Origin of the sequence: Kitasatospora sp. NPDC002040, assembly GCF_040296785.1 — a bacterium.
GTDB lineage: Bacteria > Actinomycetota > Actinomycetes > Streptomycetales > Streptomycetaceae > Kitasatospora.
Genome location: NZ_JBEOXV010000009.1, coordinates 84380 through 102554 on the forward strand (window position 1 = coordinate 84380; position 18175 = coordinate 102554).

General features: G+C 73.2%; 17 protein-coding genes and 1 riboswitch. Of the genes, 10 read left to right on the forward strand and 7 right to left on the reverse strand.

The window, feature by feature from the left end:
* Window positions 1–63: 63 nt before the first annotated feature.
* The gene (locus ABT118_RS20715) at window positions 64–1089 is read right to left on the reverse strand and encodes a glucosyl-3-phosphoglycerate synthase (RefSeq protein WP_350670601.1); all 1026 of its coding nucleotides are present in this window, start codon (window positions 1087–1089) and stop codon (window positions 64–66) included.
* Window positions 1090–1226: 137 nt separating this feature from the next.
* A riboswitch (SAM riboswitch) is annotated at window positions 1227–1363 on the forward strand.
* Window positions 1364–1380: 17 nt separating this feature from the next.
* Here ABT118_RS20715 and thrC point away from each other — a divergent pair.
* The 6 genes from thrC (at window position 1381) to ABT118_RS20745 (ending at window position 6457) form a co-directional block, all read left to right on the forward strand.
* Window positions 1381–2661, forward strand: a complete 1281-nt coding sequence (gene thrC, locus ABT118_RS20720) for a threonine synthase (RefSeq protein ID WP_350670604.1) — start codon at window positions 1381–1383, stop codon at window positions 2659–2661.
* A gap of 31 nt (window positions 2662–2692) precedes the next feature.
* Entirely contained in the window at window positions 2693–2971 is a 279-nt protein-coding gene (locus ABT118_RS20725; protein WP_350670607.1) for a ubiquitin-like small modifier protein 1, read from the forward strand.
* Window positions 2972–3550: 579 nt separating this feature from the next.
* Window positions 3551–3754, forward strand: a complete 204-nt coding sequence (locus ABT118_RS20730) for a cold-shock protein (RefSeq protein WP_030289665.1) — start codon at window positions 3551–3553, stop codon at window positions 3752–3754.
* 320 nt (window positions 3755–4074) lie between these two features.
* Complete coding sequence (gene groL, locus ABT118_RS20735) at window positions 4075–5697, forward strand: chaperonin GroEL (RefSeq protein WP_350670612.1); 1623 nt, start codon at window positions 4075–4077, stop codon at window positions 5695–5697.
* Between the two features lie 137 nt (window positions 5698–5834).
* On the forward strand, window positions 5835–6191 hold the full coding sequence (locus ABT118_RS20740) for a DUF8819 family protein (protein ID WP_350670614.1): 357 nt from the start codon (window positions 5835–5837) through the stop codon (window positions 6189–6191).
* The gene (locus tag ABT118_RS20745; RefSeq protein ID WP_350670617.1) at window positions 6188–6457 is read left to right on the forward strand and encodes a DUF4031 domain-containing protein; all 270 of its coding nucleotides are present in this window, start codon (window positions 6188–6190) and stop codon (window positions 6455–6457) included. The genes ABT118_RS20740 and ABT118_RS20745 overlap by 4 nt, the downstream gene beginning before the upstream one ends.
* Here ABT118_RS20745 and ABT118_RS20750 read toward each other — a convergent pair.
* The gene (locus tag ABT118_RS20750) at window positions 6438–7067 is read right to left on the reverse strand and encodes an HD domain-containing protein (protein ID WP_350670619.1); all 630 of its coding nucleotides are present in this window, start codon (window positions 7065–7067) and stop codon (window positions 6438–6440) included. The two genes, ABT118_RS20745 and ABT118_RS20750, sit on opposite strands and share 20 nt — an antisense overlap.
* A 76-nt stretch (window positions 7068–7143) precedes the next feature.
* Between ABT118_RS20750 and ABT118_RS20755 the strand changes: the two genes are divergently transcribed.
* Window positions 7144–7842, forward strand: coding sequence for a hypothetical protein (locus tag ABT118_RS20755; RefSeq protein ID WP_350670621.1), 699 nt, complete (start codon window positions 7144–7146; stop codon window positions 7840–7842).
* Window positions 7843–7989: 147 nt separating this feature from the next.
* Window positions 7990–8676: a copper homeostasis protein CutC gene (locus ABT118_RS20760; protein ID WP_350670625.1), complete on the forward strand. Its 687-nt coding sequence runs from the start codon at window positions 7990–7992 to the stop codon at window positions 8674–8676.
* A 31-nt stretch (window positions 8677–8707) separates the two neighbouring features.
* On the opposite strand, the gene ABT118_RS20765 is transcribed toward ABT118_RS20760, so the two are convergent.
* Together ABT118_RS20765 and ABT118_RS20770 are read right to left on the reverse strand one after the other, a co-directional pair.
* Window positions 8708–10765 carry a HelD family protein gene (locus ABT118_RS20765; RefSeq protein ID WP_350670628.1) on the reverse strand — a complete coding sequence of 686 codons (2058 nt, stop codon included), beginning with the start codon at window positions 10763–10765 and terminating at the stop codon, window positions 8708–8710.
* A gap of 196 nt (window positions 10766–10961) precedes the next feature.
* The gene (locus ABT118_RS20770) at window positions 10962–12599 is read right to left on the reverse strand and encodes a DNA repair helicase XPB (RefSeq protein ID WP_350670632.1); all 1638 of its coding nucleotides are present in this window, start codon (window positions 12597–12599) and stop codon (window positions 10962–10964) included.
* A 103-nt stretch (window positions 12600–12702) separates the two neighbouring features.
* On the opposite strand from ABT118_RS20770, the gene ABT118_RS20775 reads away from it, so the two are divergent.
* The gene (locus ABT118_RS20775) at window positions 12703–12951 is read left to right on the forward strand and encodes a hypothetical protein (protein WP_350670634.1); all 249 of its coding nucleotides are present in this window, start codon (window positions 12703–12705) and stop codon (window positions 12949–12951) included.
* A 1-nt stretch (window position 12952) separates the two neighbouring features.
* Here ABT118_RS20775 and pgeF read toward each other — a convergent pair whose 3' ends face one another.
* A complete protein-coding gene (gene pgeF, locus ABT118_RS20780) occupies window positions 12953–13672 on the reverse strand; it encodes a peptidoglycan editing factor PgeF (protein WP_350670638.1) in 720 nt (239 codons plus the stop codon).
* 18 nt (window positions 13673–13690) lie between these two features.
* A complete protein-coding gene (locus ABT118_RS20785) occupies window positions 13691–16225 on the reverse strand; it encodes a helicase-associated domain-containing protein (protein WP_350670639.1) in 2535 nt (844 codons plus the stop codon).
* 192 nt (window positions 16226–16417) lie between these two features.
* Between ABT118_RS20785 and ABT118_RS20790 the strand changes: the two genes are divergently transcribed.
* A complete protein-coding gene (locus ABT118_RS20790) occupies window positions 16418–17125 on the forward strand; it encodes a hypothetical protein (RefSeq protein WP_350670642.1) in 708 nt (235 codons plus the stop codon).
* A 42-nt stretch (window positions 17126–17167) separates the two neighbouring features.
* On the opposite strand, the gene ABT118_RS20795 is transcribed toward ABT118_RS20790, so the two are convergent.
* Window positions 17168–18151: an ABC transporter substrate-binding protein gene (locus ABT118_RS20795; protein ID WP_350670643.1), complete on the reverse strand. Its 984-nt coding sequence runs from the start codon at window positions 18149–18151 to the stop codon at window positions 17168–17170.
* Window positions 18152–18175 lie beyond the last annotated feature (24 nt).

Consider the following 18175-nt stretch of genomic DNA (forward strand, 5'->3'; position numbering starts at 1 on the left):
CACCAGGGGACCCAAACCACTCGGCCACCGCCTTCGGCGGACCGGCCCGGGTGGCTCCGCCGGTCAGCCGGGCCGGCGGTACTCGGGCAGGGTGACCATCGGCGGCCGTTCCAGTGCGCCGACCGGGTGGGTGTGGGCGGTGAAGTCGCGGGTGACGGGGTCGCGGGTGAACTGGGTGAGCAGCGGGTGGACCAGGTCGGGGCCGGCCTTCAGCCGGTCGGTGCGGTCCAGCCGCTCCAGTGCGGTGCGGTAGATGGTGGCCGCCATCCGGCCCAGCGCCTGCCCGTCCTGGTGCCGGTGGTGCCTGACCCCGACGTCCACCTGGGCCAGCGCGTCCAGGCCGACCAGGTCGAGCGCGTCCACCAGCAGCCCGAGCTCGACCCCGTACCCGGTCGGGAACGGCAGCCGCTCCAGCAGCGACCGCCGGGCGGCGTACTCGCCCCCCAACGGCTGGACGAACCCGGCCAGTTGGGGCCAGTGCAGATTCAGCAGCGGGCGCGCCACCAGCTCGGTCACCCGGCCGCCCCCGGCCGGCACCACGGCGCCGCCCTCGGTCTCCAGCGGCCGGTCGTACATCGCCTTCACCAGCTGGACCGACGGGTCGGTCAGCAGCGGCCCGACGATCCCGGACACGAACGCGGGGTCGAACTCGCGCAGGTCCGCGTCGATGAAGCAGACGATCTCGCCGGAGGTGACCAGCAGTGAGCGCCACAGCACCTCGCCCTTGCCGGGAGCGGCGGGCAGCCGGGGCAGCACGTCGTCCCGGTGCACCACCCGGGCGCCGGCCGCGGCCGCCGTCTCGGCGGTCCGGTCGGCCGAACCCGAGTCGACCACCACGATCTCGTCCACCAGCGGCAGCCGCTCCACCAGCTCCCGCCGGATCACCCGGACGATCTCGCCCACGGTCGACTCCTCGTCGAGCGCGGGCAGCACCACGCTGACCGTGCCGGCCGCCCCGGCGGCCCGCTTGGCCTCGACCAGCGCGGCCGGGGGCCGGGCGGAGGCCGGCCAGGAGCGTCGGCGCAGCCAGTCGGCCACCTCCGGGAGCGGCTCCTCGGGCGGGTCGGCCGGGGTCGGCTGGTGGGGCACGTCTCGTCTCCTCAAGATTTGTATCTCGCGACTCGGACGGGCGGTTCCGCACCGGCCGCCTTCGGATACAGTCTTCGTACTGCGGTCAGACCTTCGCACGTCGGGGTCGTCCACAGAGCAGGACCACAACTTCACAGAGCTCATCCAGAGGGACTGAGGGAACGGCCCGTCGAAGTCCCGGCAACCTTCTCGCTCGGCCGGCCCATCAGCGGCCCCGGCGGGACAGGTGCCAATTCCGTCCTGTGGCGCGCCCGCGTCATGGGGAAGATGAGGAGAGAGGCCTCCGCCATCATGGCTACCGCTGTTTCTGCCACCCCGACCGTCGACCTCGGCCCCGCCGCCGCGCTGTCGTGTCGTGAGTGCGGCACCCGATTCCCGCTCGGTCCGAGCTTCGCCTGTCTCGAGTGCTTCGGCCCGCTGGAGATCGCGTACGAGTTCGGCTCCGACTCCGCCGAGGAGCTGCGCAAGCGGATCGAGGCCGGTCCGGCCTCCATCTGGCGCTACGCCCCGCTGCTGCCGGTGCCGGCCGACGTGGCCGGCAAGCCCAACCTGAACCCGGGCTGGACCCCGCTGGTGAAGGCCGACAACCTGGGCCGCGAGCTCGGCTTCACCGCCCAGCTGCACGTCAAGGACGACTCGGGCAACCCGACCCACTCCTTCAAGGACCGGGTGGTCGCCTGCGCCATCGAGGCGGCGCGCGCCTTCAACTTCACCACCCTCTCGTGCTCCTCCACCGGGAACCTGGCCGGCGCCGTCGGTGCCGCCGCGGCCCGGGCCGGCTTCAAGTCCTGCGTCTTCATCCCGCACGACCTGGAGCAGGGCAAGGTCGTGATGGCCGGTGTCTACGGCGGCGAGCTGGTCGGCATCGAGGGCAACTACGACGACGTGAACCGCTTCTGCTCCGAGCTGATCGGCGACCCGGCCGGCGAGGGCTGGGGCTTCGTCAACGTCAACCTCCGGCCGTACTACGGCGAGGGCTCCAAGACGCTGGCGTACGAGATCTGCGAGCAGCTCGGCTGGCGGCTGCCGGAGCAGCTGGTGATCCCGATCGCCTCGGGCTCCCAGCTCACCAAGATCGACAAGGGGCTGCAGGAGCTGATCAAGCTCGGCCTGGTCGAGGACCGGCCCTACAAGATCTTCGGCGCCCAGGCCGAGGGCTGCTCCCCGGTCTCCGCCGCGTTCAAGGCCGGCCGCGACGTGATCAAGCCGGTCAAGCCGAACACCATCGCCAAGTCGCTGGCGATCGGCAACCCGGCCGACGGCCCGTACGTGCTGGACATCGCCCGCCGCACCGGCGGTGCGGTCGAGGACGTGACGGACGCCGAGGTGGTCGAGGCGATCAAGCTGCTGGCCCGGACCGAGGGCATCTTCGCCGAGACCGCGGGCGGGGTGACCATCGGCGTGCTGAAGAAGCTGGTCGAGACCGGTCAGCTGGACCCGTCCAAGGAGACCGTCGCGATCAACACCGGTGACGGCCTGAAGACCCTGGACGCGGTCGCCGACGCGGGTCTGACCACCACCATCCGCCCGACGCTGGAATCGTTCCGCGCCGCCGGTCTCGCCTCCGCCTGATCCCCTCCCCCTCCCCGCTAGGAGCCCGCGCATGAGCGCCACCGTCCGCATCCCGACCATCCTGCGCACCTACACCGGCGGCACCGCCGAGGTGGCCGCCGAGGGCGCCACCCTGGCCGCCGTGATCGCCGACCTGGAGGCCAACCACCCCGGCATCGCCGCCCGGGTGCTGGACGACGCGGGCAAGCTCCGCCGCTTCGTCAACGTGTACGTGAACGACGACGACGTGCGTTTCGCCGAGGGCCTGGAGACCGAGATCAAGGACGGCGCCAGCATCTCGATCATTCCGGCCGTGGCCGGCGGCTGCTGACTTTCGGCACCCCGAGTAATGCGGCCGAGCCGCCGCCGAACCGGAATCCCTATTTCCGGTTCCGGCGGCGGCTCGCCGCTTGTCCGGGTGGAAATCCCCTCCCGCCCGAGAGAGTAGAGTGCGACGGAAGTCGGCGAATCCCGTTCTCCCCGCCGCCCTTCCCGTGCACCGCCGGCGGATCGCGTACGCAAGGCCCGTCCGGCCGCTGAGACGTCCGTCGGACAGTGTGAGACGGAAGATGACAGGCAAGTGTCAGAAATCTGGCCGCATTTTGCGGTGATGAGTCCGCTATGCCCGGAGTGAATTGCGACGCTGTGCGGCTTTCCTCCCGTGATATCCGCTTCGCCTTCCGGTGAATTCGGCAAGGTTGGCCCTGTTGCAGAGGGCGTCTGTCCGGATACATTCAGCCGCGATCGACGCATTCACCCGTCGACCGGACCACCTCACCGTGGCCCGGTGGGGCGCTTGCGGCGTGCACGGCTGCGCCCAGGGGGGGTTCCCTCGGGCGTGCCTGTTCAGACCTGGGCCCGCATCCCTGCGGGCCCGCGAAGGGCCAGCACAGCACAAGGGGAGTTCGGAATGGCTCAGGGCACCGTCAAGTGGTTCAACGCGGAGAAGGGGTACGGCTTCATCGCGGTCGACGGTGGTGCGGACGTGTTCGTCCACTACAGCGCGATCCAGATGGACGGCTACCGCACCCTCGAGGAGGGCCAGCGGGTCGAGTTCGAGATCTCCCAGGGACAGAAGGGCCCGCAGGCGGACATGGTCCGCGCGGCGGTCTGACCTTTCCGAACCTCGGAACCTCGGCTCGGCACGAGCTGGCAGTCACCTGCTTCGTCCGCAGGCCCGAACGACACTCCGTCGTCCGGGCCTGCTGCCGTTCCAGGGCGTCCGCCGACACGGCACTACCACGTCGGGGCTTGCACTCGATACCCGAGAGTGCTAATCATTGGCGTTAGCACTCGCAGCATGAGAGTGACAACGGACCGGGTCGGTGAGGCCCCCGGGAGCGGTAGGGGACAAGACCCCCGCACACCAGGGCCGTCCGTCGCGGGCGCCCCTCGGTCCGGTGCAGTCGACCGTGTCCTGGAGGACCACTTCCGATGGCCAAGATCATCGCGTTTGACGAGGAAGCTCGCCGCGGCCTTGAGCGTGGCATGAACCAGCTTGCCGACGCCGTCAAGGTGACGCTCGGCCCCAAGGGCCGCAACGTTGTCCTTGAGAAGAAGTGGGGCGCCCCCACGATCACGAACGACGGCGTCTCCATCGCCAAGGAGATCGAGCTCGAGGACCCGTACGAGAAGATCGGTGCCGAGCTCGTCAAGGAGGTCGCCAAGAAGACCGACGACGTCGCGGGCGACGGCACCACCACCGCCACCGTGCTGGCCCAGGCGCTCGTGCGCGAGGGTCTGCGCAACGTCGCGGCCGGCGCCAACCCGATGGCCCTGAAGCGCGGTATCGAGAAGGCCGTCATCGCCGTCTCGGACCAGCTCCTCGCCCAGGCCAAGGAGGTGGAGACCAAGGAGCAGATCGCTGCCACCGCCTCCATCTCGGCCGCCGACACCCAGATCGGCGAGCTCATCGCCGAGGCGATGGACAAGGTCGGCAAGGAAGGCGTCATCACCGTCGAGGAGAGCAACACCTTCGGTCTCGAGCTCGAGCTCACCGAGGGCATGCGCTTCGACAAGGGCTACATCTCGGCGTACTTCGCCACCGACCTGGAGCGTATGGAGACCTCGTTCGAGGACCCGTACATCCTGATCGCCAACTCCAAGATCGGCTCGGTCAAGGACCTGCTGCCGCTGCTGGAGAAGGTCATGCAGAGCGGCAAGCCGCTCGTCATCATCGCCGAGGACGTCGAGGGCGAGGCCCTGTCGACCCTGGTCGTGAACAAGATCCGCGGCACCTTCAAGTCCGTCGCCGTCAAGGCCCCGGGCTTCGGTGACCGCCGCAAGGCCATGCTCGGCGACATCGCCATCCTCACCGGTGGCACCGTGATCTCCGAGGAGGTCGGCCTCAAGCTCGAGAACGCCGGCATCGACCTGCTGGGCAGCGCCCGCAAGGTGGTCATCACCAAGGACGAGACCACCATCGTCGACGGTGGCGGCGACAGCGACCAGGTCGCCGGCCGGGTCAACCAGATCCGCGCCGAGATCGAGAACAGCGACTCGGACTACGACCGCGAGAAGCTCCAGGAGCGCCTGGCGAAGCTCGCGGGCGGCGTGGCCGTGATCAAGGCCGGCGCTGCGACCGAGGTCGAGCTCAAGGAGCGCAAGCACCGCATCGAGGACGCCGTTCGCAACGCGAAGGCGGCCGTCGAGGAGGGCATCGTCGCCGGTGGCGGCGTGGCGCTGCTGCAGGCCTCGGTCGCGTTCGACAAGCTCGAGCTCGAGGGCGACGAGGCGACCGGTGCCAACATCGTGCGCGTCGCGCTCGAGGCCCCGATCAAGCAGATCGCGACCAACGCCGGCCTCGAGGGCGGTGTCGTGGTGGAGAAGGTCCGCAACCTGCAGCCCGGTTGGGGCCTGAACGCCGCGACCAACGAGTACGTCGACCTCATCGCCGCGGGCATCATCGACCCGGCCAAGGTCACCCGCTCCGCGCTGCAGAACGCCGCCTCCATCGCGGCGCTCTTCCTCACCACCGAGGCCGTCATCGCCGACAAGCCCGAGAAGGCCGGTGCCCCCGCGGGCGGCGGCATGCCGGGCGGCGACATGGACTTCTGATCCTCCTGAGGATCAGTCAGTCCTGACCGACTCACGAAGGCGGTCTCCCCTCCGGGGGAGGCCGCCTTCGCGGCGTCTCCGGTCCGGCCCTCCGACCGCCGCTTCGGCTCCGGGGCGGACTGCGGGACAATGGGCGGATGAGTTCCGCTGACATCGAAGCCGCGCTGCACAGTGCGCGGGCGCTGATCCTCGCCGACCTGACCGCCCGCGATGTGGCGGACGCGACCGTGGTGTCGCTGGTGGAGAACGCCGTGACGCACCGGCGGTGGTGGCTGGAGCAGTGGCCGGACGGTACCGACTACGTGCTCGGGCTGGTGGCGCAGGACGTGCAGGACGCGCTGCTGGAGGCGTACGGGCGCTGGCCGCTGTGCGAGAGCTGCGCGGCCGAGGGGGACCCGCACGCGCTGAGCGTGGAGCCGGAGCTGGGGCCCGAGCCGCACTGGGTGTGCGGCAAGGAGGCGGCCGTAGTGGCGGCGGTGGGTGCGCTGTCGTGATCCTGATCGACCCGCCGAGCTGGCCGGGGCACGGGAAGCACTGGTCGCACCTGGTGAGCGACGTCTCGTACGAGGAGCTGCACGCCTTCGCCGGGCGGCTGGGCGCTCCCGCCCGTGGTTTCGAGCGGGACCACTACGACATACCGGCCGCCTGGTACCAACAGGCGGTCGAGCTGGGCGCGGTGCCGGTCGGCAGCAAGGAGCTGGTGGCCCGGCTGACGGCGGCCGGGCTGCGGCGGCGGAAGGTCAGCGTTCCAGGAGCATGAGCTCGGCCGACAGGTTGCGGCGGGCGGCGGCGTCGAAGCGGTCCCGGGCGGCGGGGGTGCGGTAGAGCCCGGGCAGGGCGAGCAGCTGGCGCAGGATCGCCGCCCGGCCGTCCCGGAACAGGTCGTCGGGGACGAAGCCGTACTCCTCCCGGACCGCCGCCGCGTACGCCGCGTACTGCGCGGGGGTGCCGCCGAGCACCGCCAGGTCGGCGTCGCAGAGCACCTCGCCGTTGCGGTCGCCCTCGGCCGGGTGGTGTCCGACCGTCAGCCGGACCAGCCGGGCCACCTCCTCGGCCAGGGCCCCGGGCAGCCCGGCCTCGGGCAGGGCGCGGAGGGCCAGTTGGGCGCTGCGCTCCTCGTTCTCGGAGCGGTCCGGGCGGTAGACCGCGTCGTGGAACCAGGCCGCCAGCCGGACGGCGTCGGCGTCCTCGGCGTGCCCGGCCAACGCGTCCACGTGGTCCAGCACGGCGGCCAGGTGGGCGGTGGAGTGGTAGCGCCGCTGCGGCTCGGCCCACCGGGCCAGCAGGTCGAGTCCGTACGGGGCCGGATCGGTGGTGGCCCCGGTGCGGAGCAGCAGTGCGTTCCAGCGGTCGAGCAGCTCGGTGGTCATGGGGCCATTCTTTCGGACCCGCCGTCAGGGGGTGCGCCCTTGCCGCATCCTGACGGTGGACGATATATCTGCGGATATGACGGATCGTGCGGAACCCACTCGGCCGGAACCCCTCGCACCGGCCGCCGGTGCCGCCGGGTGGCGCCTGCGGGCCGGGCTGACCGCCACCGGGCTGCCGGGGCGGACGGCCGCCGCCGCGGTGCCGGTGGCGCTGCTGGTGCTGATGGCGTGGTCGGTGCTGCTCGCCCCGGCCGCCCGGGTCTGGAGCACCGGGGCGCTGGATCTCTACCACCCCGTGGCGGCCCTCGGCTGGGGCCTGGTGCTGCTGGCGGTGCTGGCCGGCCGCCGTCGGGCGGCCCTGGTGCTGGCCGGGGTGGAGCTGCTGGGCGCGGTGGCCGGGTGCGGCTACCTGGTGCTCGCCACCGGTGGGCCGGGCGGGTACTCCCGCACCGCGGACCTGCTGGCCTTCGGCCTGCTGCTGGTGGTCGGGCCGGCCCTGCTGGGCGGGCTGCTGCTGGCGGCGGTGCCGCCGGAGTGCCGCGGCCGGACGGTCCGGCGGGAGGTGTTCGGGCGCGGCGGCCTGGCGCTGCTGCCCGGGGTGCTGCTGCTGGGGGTGCTGCCGCTGCTGGCGCCGGTGCTGCTGCTGGGGGCGTTCCACCTCCGGGACCGGGTGGTCCCGCTGGCCGCCGGGGCGCTGCTGGCGCTCGGGTTCGGGCTGGCGGTGCGTCAGGCGGGGGTTCGGCGGGCGGCGCGAGGTGACCTGGTCGCGAGGTGACTTCGTCACCGGTCCGGCCGGTGGAGGATGCGGCCCAGTCCGGGGGCGGCCATGCTGGGAATTCCCGGCAGGCGCCCCGGCGGGGCTGATCACTTTCCCCGTGCAGAGGGCTCGCCGACGGGCCTTCGGATATGGCAGGGTAGCGATATGTCTAGACCAATGTTCGAAGTGATCGCGTTGACGGCGGAGGACGCCCAGGCTGCTCAGGCGGGCGGTGCCGACCGACTCGAACTGGTCGCCGACATGGCCGCCGACGGGCTGACCCCGTCGGTCGAGGACTTCGCCCGGATCCGCGCCGCGGTGACCATCCCGCTTCGGGTGATGCTCCGGATCCGGGACGGCTTCACCCCCGGCAGCCTGGACGGGCTGCGCGAGCGGGCCGCCGCCCTGCGCGCCGAGGGGGCCGAGGAGTTCGTGTTCGGCTTCCTGGACGCCGACGGAGCGGTCGACCTGGCCTCGACCCGGGCCGTCGCCGAGGCCGTCGCGGGCTGCCGCTGGACCTTCCACCGGGCGATCGACCACAGCGTGGACCGGGCCGCCGTCCGGGCCGCCGTGGCCGACCTGCCCGGTCTCGACACCTTCCTCACCTCCGGCTCCGCCGCCGGCGTGAGCGCCGGCCGGGAGGTGCTGGCGGGCGAGCTCGCCAAGGCCGGTGACCCCGGGTACCGCCAGCAGATCCTGATCGGCGGCGGCCTCCGCGCCGAGCACGTCCCGGACCTGCGGGCGGCCGGCTTCGACGGCTTCCACGTCGGCGGCCCGGTCCGGGCCAACGGCTGGGACACCCCGGTCGACGCCGCCAAGGTGGCCGAGTGGCGGGCCCTGATCGACGCCTGACCCGCCCGGTTCCGGCCCCGGGGCCCCCGGCTCAGGCGGCCAGTTCGCCCGGCAGGGGCTGTGCGTGCAGCACGGCCAGGCCCGAGACCGCACGGGTGAGCGCGACGTACAGCCGGCGCAGGCCGGTGCGTTCGTCGGGCTCGCCGGCCACCACCGCGGCCGGCTCGTCGAGGACCACGTAGTCGTACTCGAGGCCCTTGGCGAGCGAGGCGGGGACCAGGGTGAGACGGGCGTCCGCGCTGGTCTCGGTGCCGGGCTCCAGGAACGGCAGCCCGGCGGCGGTCAGGGCCTCGGCGAGTGCGGGGATGCGGGCGTCGGCGGCGATCAGGCCGGTGGAGCCCTCCCGTTCCAGCGCGGTGCGGCAGGCCTCGACCAGGGCCGGATCCAGTGCCTCCGGCTCGACCTGACGGATGTTCAGCGAACCGGGGGCGTCGCGGACCGAGGTGGCGGGTGCCAGCCCCGGCGCGATCGCGGGCAGCAGCCGGGAGGCGTACGCGATCACCTCCTCGGGCACCCGGAAGCCCTTGGTCAGCTCCTCGATGTGGGCGGTCGGCTTACCGAGGTGGTGCAGCGCCTCGGCCCAACTGCCGGTCGCCCACGGGGTGGTGCCCTGGGCGAGGTCGCCGAGCACGGTGGCCGAGCCAGTGCTGCAGCGGCGGCCGACGGCGCGGTACTGCATCGGCGAGAGGTCCTGCGCCTCGTCCAGCACCACGTGGCCGAGCGAGGCGGTGCGGTGCACCAGGTCGGCGGTCTCGTCCACCAGGACGGCGTCGGCGGCGGTCCACGGCGCGGTCTTCACCGAACGTCCGGGCTTGGCCCAGCGGATGACGGCCTGCTCGTCCCCGGTCAGGATGCCGTCCGCGCAACGCGCCAGGAACTCGGCGTCGGTGAGCAGCCGGTGCACCAGCTTGGCCGGGTCGACCGGCGGCCAGCACTGCTTCACCATGGCCTTGACCTGCGGGTTGCGGGCCATCGCGTCCTGCACCCGGTCGTCGGGGGCCTCGCCGCCCTGCTCCATCTTCAGCAGCAGCGCGTGCGACAGCCGCTGCGGCAGTGCATCGCCCGCCGCGCCGTAGCGGATCTCCCGACCGCTCATCTCCTCGATGATCTCGACGAGTTCGTGCACCGGGAGGCGCCAGCGGCGGGAGCCGCGGACCGCCACCAGCGGCTCGGTCGGCAGGCTGATGCCGGACCGGACGGCGCGCCGCAGCACCTCGGCCATCCGGGCGTCGCCCTTCAGCCTGGCTGCCTCGGACGGGTCCTCGGCGCGGATCTCGACGTGCTTGACCAGCTCCTGCACGGTCGCCTGGGCGACGTCCAACTCGCCGAGGGCGGGCAGGACCTGCTCGATGTAGTGCAGGAAGGAGCGGTTCGGGCCGACCACCAGGGTGCCGGACTTGGCCAGCCGGTCGCGGTGCGCGTACAGCAGGTACGCGACCCGGTGCAGGCCGACGGCGGTCTTCCCGGTGCCGGGGGCGCCCTGGACGCAGATGGTGCCGCCGATCTCGGCCCGGACGATCTCGTCCTGTTCGGGCTGGATGGTGGCGACGATGTCGCGCATCGGGCCGACGCGGGGCTTCTCGATCTCGGCGGCCAGCAGGGCGGAAGCGCCCTCGACCTCCGCCGGGTCGCTCAGGTGCTCATCCTCGTACGCAGTCAACTCGCCACCGGTGTAGCCGAATCGGCGGCGGCGGTCGACGTCCAGCGGGTCGGTCCGACTGGCCCGGTAGAACGGCTGCGAGACCGGCGCGCGCCAGTCGATCACCATCGGGTCGCCGGTGGCGTCGTGCACGTGCCGCCGCCCGATGTAGAACCGCTCGCCCACGCCGCCCTCGGCCAGGCCTTCGCTGATCGCGTGCAGGTAGTCCAGTCGGCCGAAGAACAGCGGGGTGTGCGCCAGATCGGCGAGCGCGGCGATCCGGTTCTCGATCTGGTTCTGGAGGACGGCGGCGGAGACCCAGGTACCGGTCACGTCGCGCAGGTCCAGCGACTCGACGTCCGCGCGCATCGCGGTCAGGGCGGCCCGGGAGGCGGCGAGGTGGTCGCGCTCGCGCTGGAGCAGGGGGTCAACGGGGGCGGGGGAGTGCACAGCGAACCTTCCCGGCCACCCGGTCCGGGTGGCGGTCTCGTCAGTAGCTCACAGTGAAGAACCGCCCGGTTGCCGACCGGACGGACTCCCACGGCTGCCGGGACGGCACCACGCTTCGGGAGGGGGCAAGACCGGAAATCCTAGACCTGCCCCCACCCGTGGCGCGAATCAATTACCCGCGCACCCCTCGGTACGGCTACAGCACGTCGTCCGCGTCGATGATCCGGTAGGCGTAGCCCTGCTCGGCCAGGAAGCGCTGCCGGTGCGCGGCGAAGTCCTGGTCCACGGTGTCCCGCGCCACCACCGAGTAGAAGTGCGCGGAGTGCCCGTCCGCCTTCGGGCGCAGCACCCGGCCGAGCCGCTGGGCCTCCTCCTGCCGGGAGCCGAACGTCCCGGAGACCTGGATCGCCACCGTCGCCTCGGGCAGGTCGATCGAGAAGTTCGCCACCTTGGAGACCACCAGCACGCTGATCTCCTTGCTCCGGAACGCCTCGAACAGCTTCTCCCGCTGCGCGTTGCTGGTCTCGCCCTTGATCACCGGCGCGCCCAGCACCTCGCCCAACTCGTCCAGCTGGTCGATGTACTGACCGATGATCAGGGTCTGGTCCTTCTCGTGCTTCTTCACCAGCGCCTCCACCACCCGCCGCTTGGTCGCGGTGGTGGCGCAGTACCGGTAGCGCTCCTCCGGCTCGGCGGTGGCGTAGGTGAGCCGCTCCGAGTCGGTCAGGGTGACCCGGACCTCGCAGCAGTCGGCCGGCGCGATGTAGCCCTGCGCCTCGATCTCCTTCCACGGGGCGTCGAAGCGCTTCGGCCCGATCAGCGAGAAGACGTCGCCCTCCCGGCCGTCCTCGCGGACCAGGGTGGCGGTCAGGCCGAGCCGCCGCCGCGCCTGCAGGTCGGCGGTGAACTTGAAGACCGGCGCGGGCAGCAGGTGCACCTCGTCGTAGACCACCAGGCCCCAGTTCCGCGCGTCGAACAGCTCCAGGTGCGCGTAGGTGCCCTTCCGCTTGGTCGTCATCACCTGGTAGGTGGCGATGGTGACCGGGCGGATCTCCTTCTTCGTACCGCTGTACTCGCCGATCTCGTCCTCGGTCAGCGAGGTCCGCTTCACCAGCTCGTGCTTCCACTGCCGGGCCGAGACGGTGTTGGTCACCAGGATCAGCGTGGTCGACTTGGCCTCGGCCATCGCGGCCGCACCGACCAGCGTCTTGCCCGCACCGCAGGGCAGCACCACGACACCGCTGCCGCCGTGCCAGAAGCCCTCCACGGCCTGCTGCTGGTACGGCCGCAGCGTCCAGCCGTCCTGCTCCAGCTCGATCGGGTGCGCCTCGCCGTCCACGTACCCGGCGTAGTCCTCGGCCGGCCAGCCGAGCTTGAGCAGCACCTGCTTGATCTGCCCGCGCTCCGAGGGGTGCACCACCACGGTGTCCGGGTCGATCCGGGCCCCGACCAGCGGGGCGATCTTCCGGGACTTCAGCACCTCCTCCAGCACCGGCCGGTCGGTGGTGCTCAGCACCAGCCCGTGCACCGGGTGCTTGGACAGTTGCAGCCGCCCGTACCGGCCCATGGTGTCGGCCACGTCCACCAGCAGCGCGTGCGGCACCGGGTAGCGGGAGTACTTCACCAGGGCGTCCACCACCTGCTCGGCGTCGTGCCCGGCCGCCCGGGCGTTCCACAGCCCGAGCGGGGTGACTCGGTAGGTGTGCACGTGCTCGGGCGCCCGCTCCAGCTCCGCGAACGGCGCGATCGCACGGCGGCAGTCGGCTGCCTTGGGGTGGTCGATCTCCAGCAGCAGGGTCTTGTCGCTCTGGACGATCAGCGGTCCGTCGTTCACGCGGGGAGTCCTCCGGTTGTCAGGTCGCAGACTTTCCAGTGTCCCGCACTCGGGTGGTTATGGGTGACCTGCCGGGCAGGTGCTCGTTGTGCTGGGCATGAAGATGCCCAATCGTGTGCTCGCCGCGGTCGCCCTCTCCGGTGCCGCGCTGGCTGCCGCCGCTGCCCCCGCCTATGCGGCCAAGCCCGCCGGTATGCCCGACATCAAGAACGCGGGTGGCCTGTTCGGCACGGTGGCCTTCACCGCGACCGAGCTGCTCAGCGGTGTCGACCCGACGCCGCCGGACCCGGAGGTGCTGATGGAGCAGGCCAAGCAGCAGCAGGCCGAGCAGGCCGCCAAGGAGAAGAAGTAGCTCAGCCGGTCAGCCAGATGTAGGCGGCGAACCGGCCGGTGACCTGCTCCCGGCGGTGCGAGAAGAAGTTCTCGTCCTCCATGGTGCAGCGGTCGTCGTGCCGGATCTCGCCGATCCCGGCCCTGGTCAGCTGGGCGGTGATGCCGGCCCGGACGTCCAGTGACGGGGTGCCCTGCCGGGTGGTGGCCCAGAGCTCGGGCAGCCGCTCGCAGGCCTCGGCGCGCATCTGCTCGGGGACCTCGTAGCAGCGGCCGCAGGCGAGCGGGCCGACCAGGGCGATGAGGTCGGCCGGGTCGCTGCCCCGGGCGGTCATCGCCGCGACCAGGGCGGGCGCCATCCCGGCCACCGTCCCGGCCCGGCCGGAGTGGGCGGCGCCGATCAGCCGCCGGACCGGGTCGCCGATCAGCACGGGCGCGCAGTCGGCTGCCAGGGCGACCAGGCCGACGCCGGGCCGGTCGGTCACCAGGCCGTCCAGCGGCGGGGCGGTGTCGCGCTCGTACGGCCCGGTGACGTAGGCGACCTCGGTGCCGTGCACCTGACGCATCATCACCACCTTGGCCGGGTCCAACCCCAGCTCACGGGCGGTCAGTTCGCGGTTGCGCCGGACGTTCGAAGGGTCGTCGTCGGTGCGCCCGCCGAGGTTGCGCGAGTCGTACGGGGCCGGGCTGACCCCGCCGTGGCGGTCCATGACGGCGTAACGGATGCCGGGTGCGAGGTCCATGTCTCTGACCATAGACCCTTACTGCGCGCTGTCCGCCAGTTCGGCGACACCGGTGATGCGGTGCAGGGCGAAGGTGCGGACCTCGTCGCTGAGGTGGTCGTAGGCGGTGACGTACCCGCCCTCGACCTTGACCGGGTCGACCACCCGCTGCGAGGAGAGGCCCTCGGCGTTGACGTAGCCGATCCACATCCGCTCGCCCAGCAGGACGGCGGTCTGGAGCGCGGCCAGGGTGTCCGCGGCGGCGGTGCGCGGGAGTTGGCGCAGGTCGCTGCGGGCCGGGCCGGTCTGCGGCCGGCTGGCGGCGGGCCCGGCGACGGTCTCCCGGCGGACGGCGGTGGCGGCCCGGTCGCCGGCCCGGACGGCCTTGACGGCGGCGGCGAGCAGCACCTGGTCCGGCTCCGGCGGTCCGTCCGGGACGGGGGTGGGGGCGGTCCTGGGCGGGGTCCTGCGGCTGTCGGGGTGGGTCAGCAGCACGTCGCCCTCGGCGGATTCGGCGGCCGGGGCGTACCCCATCGACCGCAGGACCGAGAGCAGCGTCTCGGGCCCGGCCTGGGCGGCCAGCACGGTCGGCGCCAGCATCCGCAGCCGGAGCTCGACCGCGCGCCGGTCGGCCAGCACCTCGGCCAGCAGTCCCGGGTCGTCGCAGCGCAGGTACGAGGAGGCCGCGCCGACCCGCAGCACGCCGTGCCGCCGGGCCACGTCGTCGATCAGGTAGCTGAGCGGCTGCGGGACGGGCGTGCGCGAGTGCTGGGCCAGGAAGGCGTGCAGGTCGGTGGCGGACCGTCCGGCGTCCAGCGCCCGCCGGATCGAGGCGGTGCTGAACCGGTAGACCGTGGCGCCGCCCTTGGACTCGATGTCCGCGCACAGGGCCAGCGCGTGGGCCAGCGGGGTGAGCAGCGGGCCCGGCGCGATCGCGGTCAGGTCCGGCTGGAGGATCACGTGGTCCAGCGGCTGCGGGAGCAGCGGGTCCAGTACGGCGGCCGGGTCCTGGCCGGCCAGCAGCGCCCGGGCCGGTGCGCCGAGCGCGCCGCGGCCGGTGATGCCGAGCAACTCGGCCTCGTGCAGGGCCCATTCGGCCAGGTGGTCACGGAAGTCGCGGCCGTCGGCGCCCACCGGGCCGCCGCGCAGCGGGCGCTGCCAGCGGAGCAGCGGCAGCAGCGTCACGGCGTCCGCCACTCCGCCGGGGGGCAGGGTGGCCAGCGCGCCCAGGGTCGCCCGGCGGACCGACGGTGCGAGGGTGCGGTCCAGCTCCGGACCGAGCGGCGCGCGCGTCCGGCCCTTGCCGTCCGGGGTGCCGGTCAGCCCGGCCACCCGGGTCGCGGTCAGCCAGTTGCGGGCCAGCAGGGCCCAGCGGTCGGCGGTCGCCTGCTGCAGCCAGTGGTCGTACGCCGGGGTGGGCGCCCACCGCTCGTCGGCCTCCCCGTCCGGGGCCAATAGTCCTGAGGTGTAAGCGAGTTCGAGCCAGAACGCGGCGGTCTGCTCGGAGCACTCCAGCGTGAGTGCGGCCCGCTTGAGGTCCCGTACGCCCAGGCCGCCGGCCCGCAGGGTGGGCGGTGGCTGCAGGCCCCATGCCTCCAGCAACTCCTCGACCGTGCGGACGGCCGTGTACGCCTGGCCGGCCGCCGCGCCGTCCACAGCCTGTGGATCGCGCTCGGCGGTCGGGATCAGGACGGGCGGGGTCGGCTCGACCGCGCGGTGGCTCCGCTCGCCGCGCAGGTGCAGCGCCAACTCCCTTGGCAGCACCACTGATCCGGCACTGGAGGGGAGCAGCAGTCCGCGCGCGAGCAGCCACTCGACCGGGCTGCGGACCTCGTCCGCGGTGACCGGCCTGGCCGCGTCCGGGACGGTGCCGGTCGGCGGTCCCCAGACCAGCTTCTCCAGCAGGGCCAGCGCCGGGGCCGGGGCCTCGGCCAGCAGGGCGGCGCAGCGCTTGCGGTCCTGGAGCAGCCGGCCGAGCGCGGCGACAGCGGTCACCGGGTCGGCGGTCGGCGGCAGCCCGGCCCCGGCGATCAACTGCTGGATCCGGGCCGGCGACATCCCCATGGTGGCCTCGGCCAGGGTCGGGCCGAGGCCGGTCCGGCCGGGGTTGGCGGCGGTCGGGGCGAGCGCCTCGCGGACCGCGATCACCAGCCGGAGCGCCGAGTCGGGCCCCCAGAGCAGCACCTGGGACCGGAGGGTGGCGAGCGCCGCGGGCAGGGCGGCGGCGACGGCGGCGCGGTCGGCCGGGGTGGCGGCCGGATGCGGCTTCACCCGGCCGGGGCCGGCCAGCAGGTTCCGCACCACGGTGTCGGGGCCGCCGTCCGGGGCGGCGGCGAGGGCCTCGGCGGTCTGCAGGGTGAAGCGGTCCAGGCGCTCCAGCGCCCGCAGGGTGGAGGCGCGGCTGGAGAGCCGGGCCGCCAGCTGGGTGAGGTCGCTCGGGACCGGGTTGAGCAGATCGGGGCGGGCGTGCAGCAGATCGGCCAGCGCCTGGTCGTCGCGGGCACGGAGCTCCTCGGCGAGGGTCCGGGGTGCGGCGGCCTTCGCGGTTCGGGGCTCGCTCTGCTGACTGGTCATCCGACCCAGATTACGGCACTTGGGCAAACCCGCCAGGGGCCTGGGGAACTGCGACCCGTACGCCGGACATCCGCGCCGCCCCCCGGGCCCCGGGCGGCCGACGCGTGGGCCACAAGGGGGGCGTGGGGGCGTGAAGGGGGTCGTTTCCGGGGGTGGATGTGGGTAGCGTCGGCGGTGAGGCGAGGGGTGGTCATGGCGGACGGCGAGTGGTGGCGGGTGGACGGGCCCTGGCGGGTACTGGGGCGGAAGCCCGAGGGGGCGGCGGTCGAGGGCGCGGCGGCCGAGCCGGTCGAGTCGGTGTACGCCCCCGAGGTGCCGGTGACGCAGCCGGAGACGCCGCCCGAGGGCGCCTGGCTGATCGCCAGGGCGGCACCGAGCGGCCCGTTGACGGCGGCCGACTTCCCCGGCTGGGACAGCATCGTGTTCGAGTTCCCGGTGGCCGAGCCCGAGCCGGCCGTGCTGGAGCTGCCGGAGCAGCGGACGGACGAGCCCGAGGCGGTCGAGCAGGTCCCGGCCGGTCCCGGCCGGACGTTCCTGACGGGCCGTCGGCCGTCCGCGCTGGTGCTGTTGGCCGTGGCGGTGCTGCTGGGCGGTGCGGTGACGGGCCAGCTGCTGGCGCTGCTCGCGGGCTGGGGGCTGGCGTACGTGGCGCCCCGGCTCGGGGACCTGACCCGGAAGTTCGCGGTGCTGGTGGTGCCGCTGGGCACGGTGACCGCCACGGCGGTGTGGCAGTGGGGCCGGGCCCAGGGCCGCTGGGGGTCGCCGGCGGGGCCGGCCGACCAGCTCGGGCAGCAGGTCTGGGACGGGGCGCCGGGTGCGCTGCGGCTGGCGGCGGTGCTCTCCTCGGTGTTCCTGCTGGTGGTGACGCTCCGCCGCCGGAAGGCCGTGGCGGAGGTCTGAGGCGGAGGCCCACGGCGGAGCTCCACGGCGGAGGCCCGAGGCTCAGGCCCCCAGGAAGCGCTGGAGCTCGGCCAGGATCAGGTTCGCCCCGGTGTAGCCGATGCCCTCGAACCAGAGCTGGTCGTCGACCGGGAAGGCCCGGTGGGCCTTGACGGCGCCGAGCCCCTGCCAGCCCGGACCGGCCAGCACGGCGTCGGTGAGGGCCCGGGCCGGGTTGCCGTAGGTCGAGTAGAGGAGCAGGTCGCCGTCGGCCTGGGCGATCCGGTCGGGCGGTACCTCGACCGCGAACCGGTCGACGTTCTGCGGGTCTGGGCGGCCCAGCCCGAGGTCGGTCAGCAGCGAGCCGATGAAGCTCTGCCGGCCGTACAGCCGGACCGTCGGCGAGCCCTCGACGAAGCGCACCACGCTGATCCGCCGGCCGCCCGAACCGGCGTCGCCGATCGCCCGGGTGGCCCGGCCGACGTGCCGCTCGTACTCGGCAGTGACGGCCGCGGCCTGCCGGCGGCGGCCGAGGGCCTGGGCGTGCAGCTGGAAGTCGTCCTTCCAGGGGTAGCCGGTGGTCTCGGTGAGCACGGTGGGGGCGATCGCCCGCAGGGCGTCGTAGCGGTCGCCGTCCCTGGTCCGGTTGCCGAGGATCAGGTCGGGTGCGAGCGCGGCGATCAGGCCGGTGTCGGGGTTGCCGATCACGCCGACGCCGCCGACCCGGGCCAGCCAGGAGGCGGGCCAGTAGTCGGGCAAGCCAGGGTCGGCGGCGGCCCGGGCGGCGCCGACCGGGGGGACGCCGAGGGTGAAGGCGGAGTCCAGTTCGGCGGTGTCCAGCACCACCACCCGGGACGGTGCGCCGGGCACCGCGACCTCGCCGGTCGCGGTGGTCACGGTGGTGCTCGGGACCGGTGCGGGGCTCGGCAGCTCGGTGCCGGTCGGCAGTTCGGGGGCGGCCGGGAGGGCGGGCGAGGAGGTGCAGCCGGCCAGCAGTGCCGCGCCCAGCCCGGCCAGGGTGGTGCGGCGGGAGAACTGACGTGGCATCGGACACCCCGGGCGGACTCGACG

Coding starts and splice junctions, on each gene's coding strand:
- pgeF (WP_350670638.1), bottom strand. CDS start 13,672: ATGGACCTCGCACCCGGCATCCGTTACGCCGTCATGGACCGCCACGGC.
- ABT118_RS20755 (WP_350670621.1), top strand. CDS start 7,144: ATGACGGATCGTGCGGAACCCACTCGGCCGGAACCCCTCGCACCGGCC.
- ABT118_RS20725 (WP_350670607.1), top strand. CDS start 2,693: ATGAGCGCCACCGTCCGCATCCCGACCATCCTGCGCACCTACACCGGC.
- thrC (WP_350670604.1), top strand. CDS start 1,381: ATGGCTACCGCTGTTTCTGCCACCCCGACCGTCGACCTCGGCCCCGCC.
- groL (WP_350670612.1), top strand. CDS start 4,075: ATGGCCAAGATCATCGCGTTTGACGAGGAAGCTCGCCGCGGCCTTGAG.
- ABT118_RS20795 (WP_350670643.1), bottom strand. CDS start 18,151: ATGCCACGTCAGTTCTCCCGCCGCACCACCCTGGCCGGGCTGGGCGCG.
- ABT118_RS20790 (WP_350670642.1), top strand. CDS start 16,418: ATGGCGGACGGCGAGTGGTGGCGGGTGGACGGGCCCTGGCGGGTACTG.
- ABT118_RS20740 (WP_350670614.1), top strand. CDS start 5,835: ATGAGTTCCGCTGACATCGAAGCCGCGCTGCACAGTGCGCGGGCGCTG.
- ABT118_RS20760 (WP_350670625.1), top strand. CDS start 7,990: ATGTCTAGACCAATGTTCGAAGTGATCGCGTTGACGGCGGAGGACGCC.
- ABT118_RS20785 (WP_350670639.1), bottom strand. CDS start 16,225: ATGACCAGTCAGCAGAGCGAGCCCCGAACCGCGAAGGCCGCCGCACCC.
- ABT118_RS20775 (WP_350670634.1), top strand. CDS start 12,703: ATGCCCAATCGTGTGCTCGCCGCGGTCGCCCTCTCCGGTGCCGCGCTG.
- ABT118_RS20730 (WP_030289665.1), top strand. CDS start 3,551: ATGGCTCAGGGCACCGTCAAGTGGTTCAACGCGGAGAAGGGGTACGGC.
- ABT118_RS20750 (WP_350670619.1), bottom strand. CDS start 7,067: ATGACCACCGAGCTGCTCGACCGCTGGAACGCACTGCTGCTCCGCACC.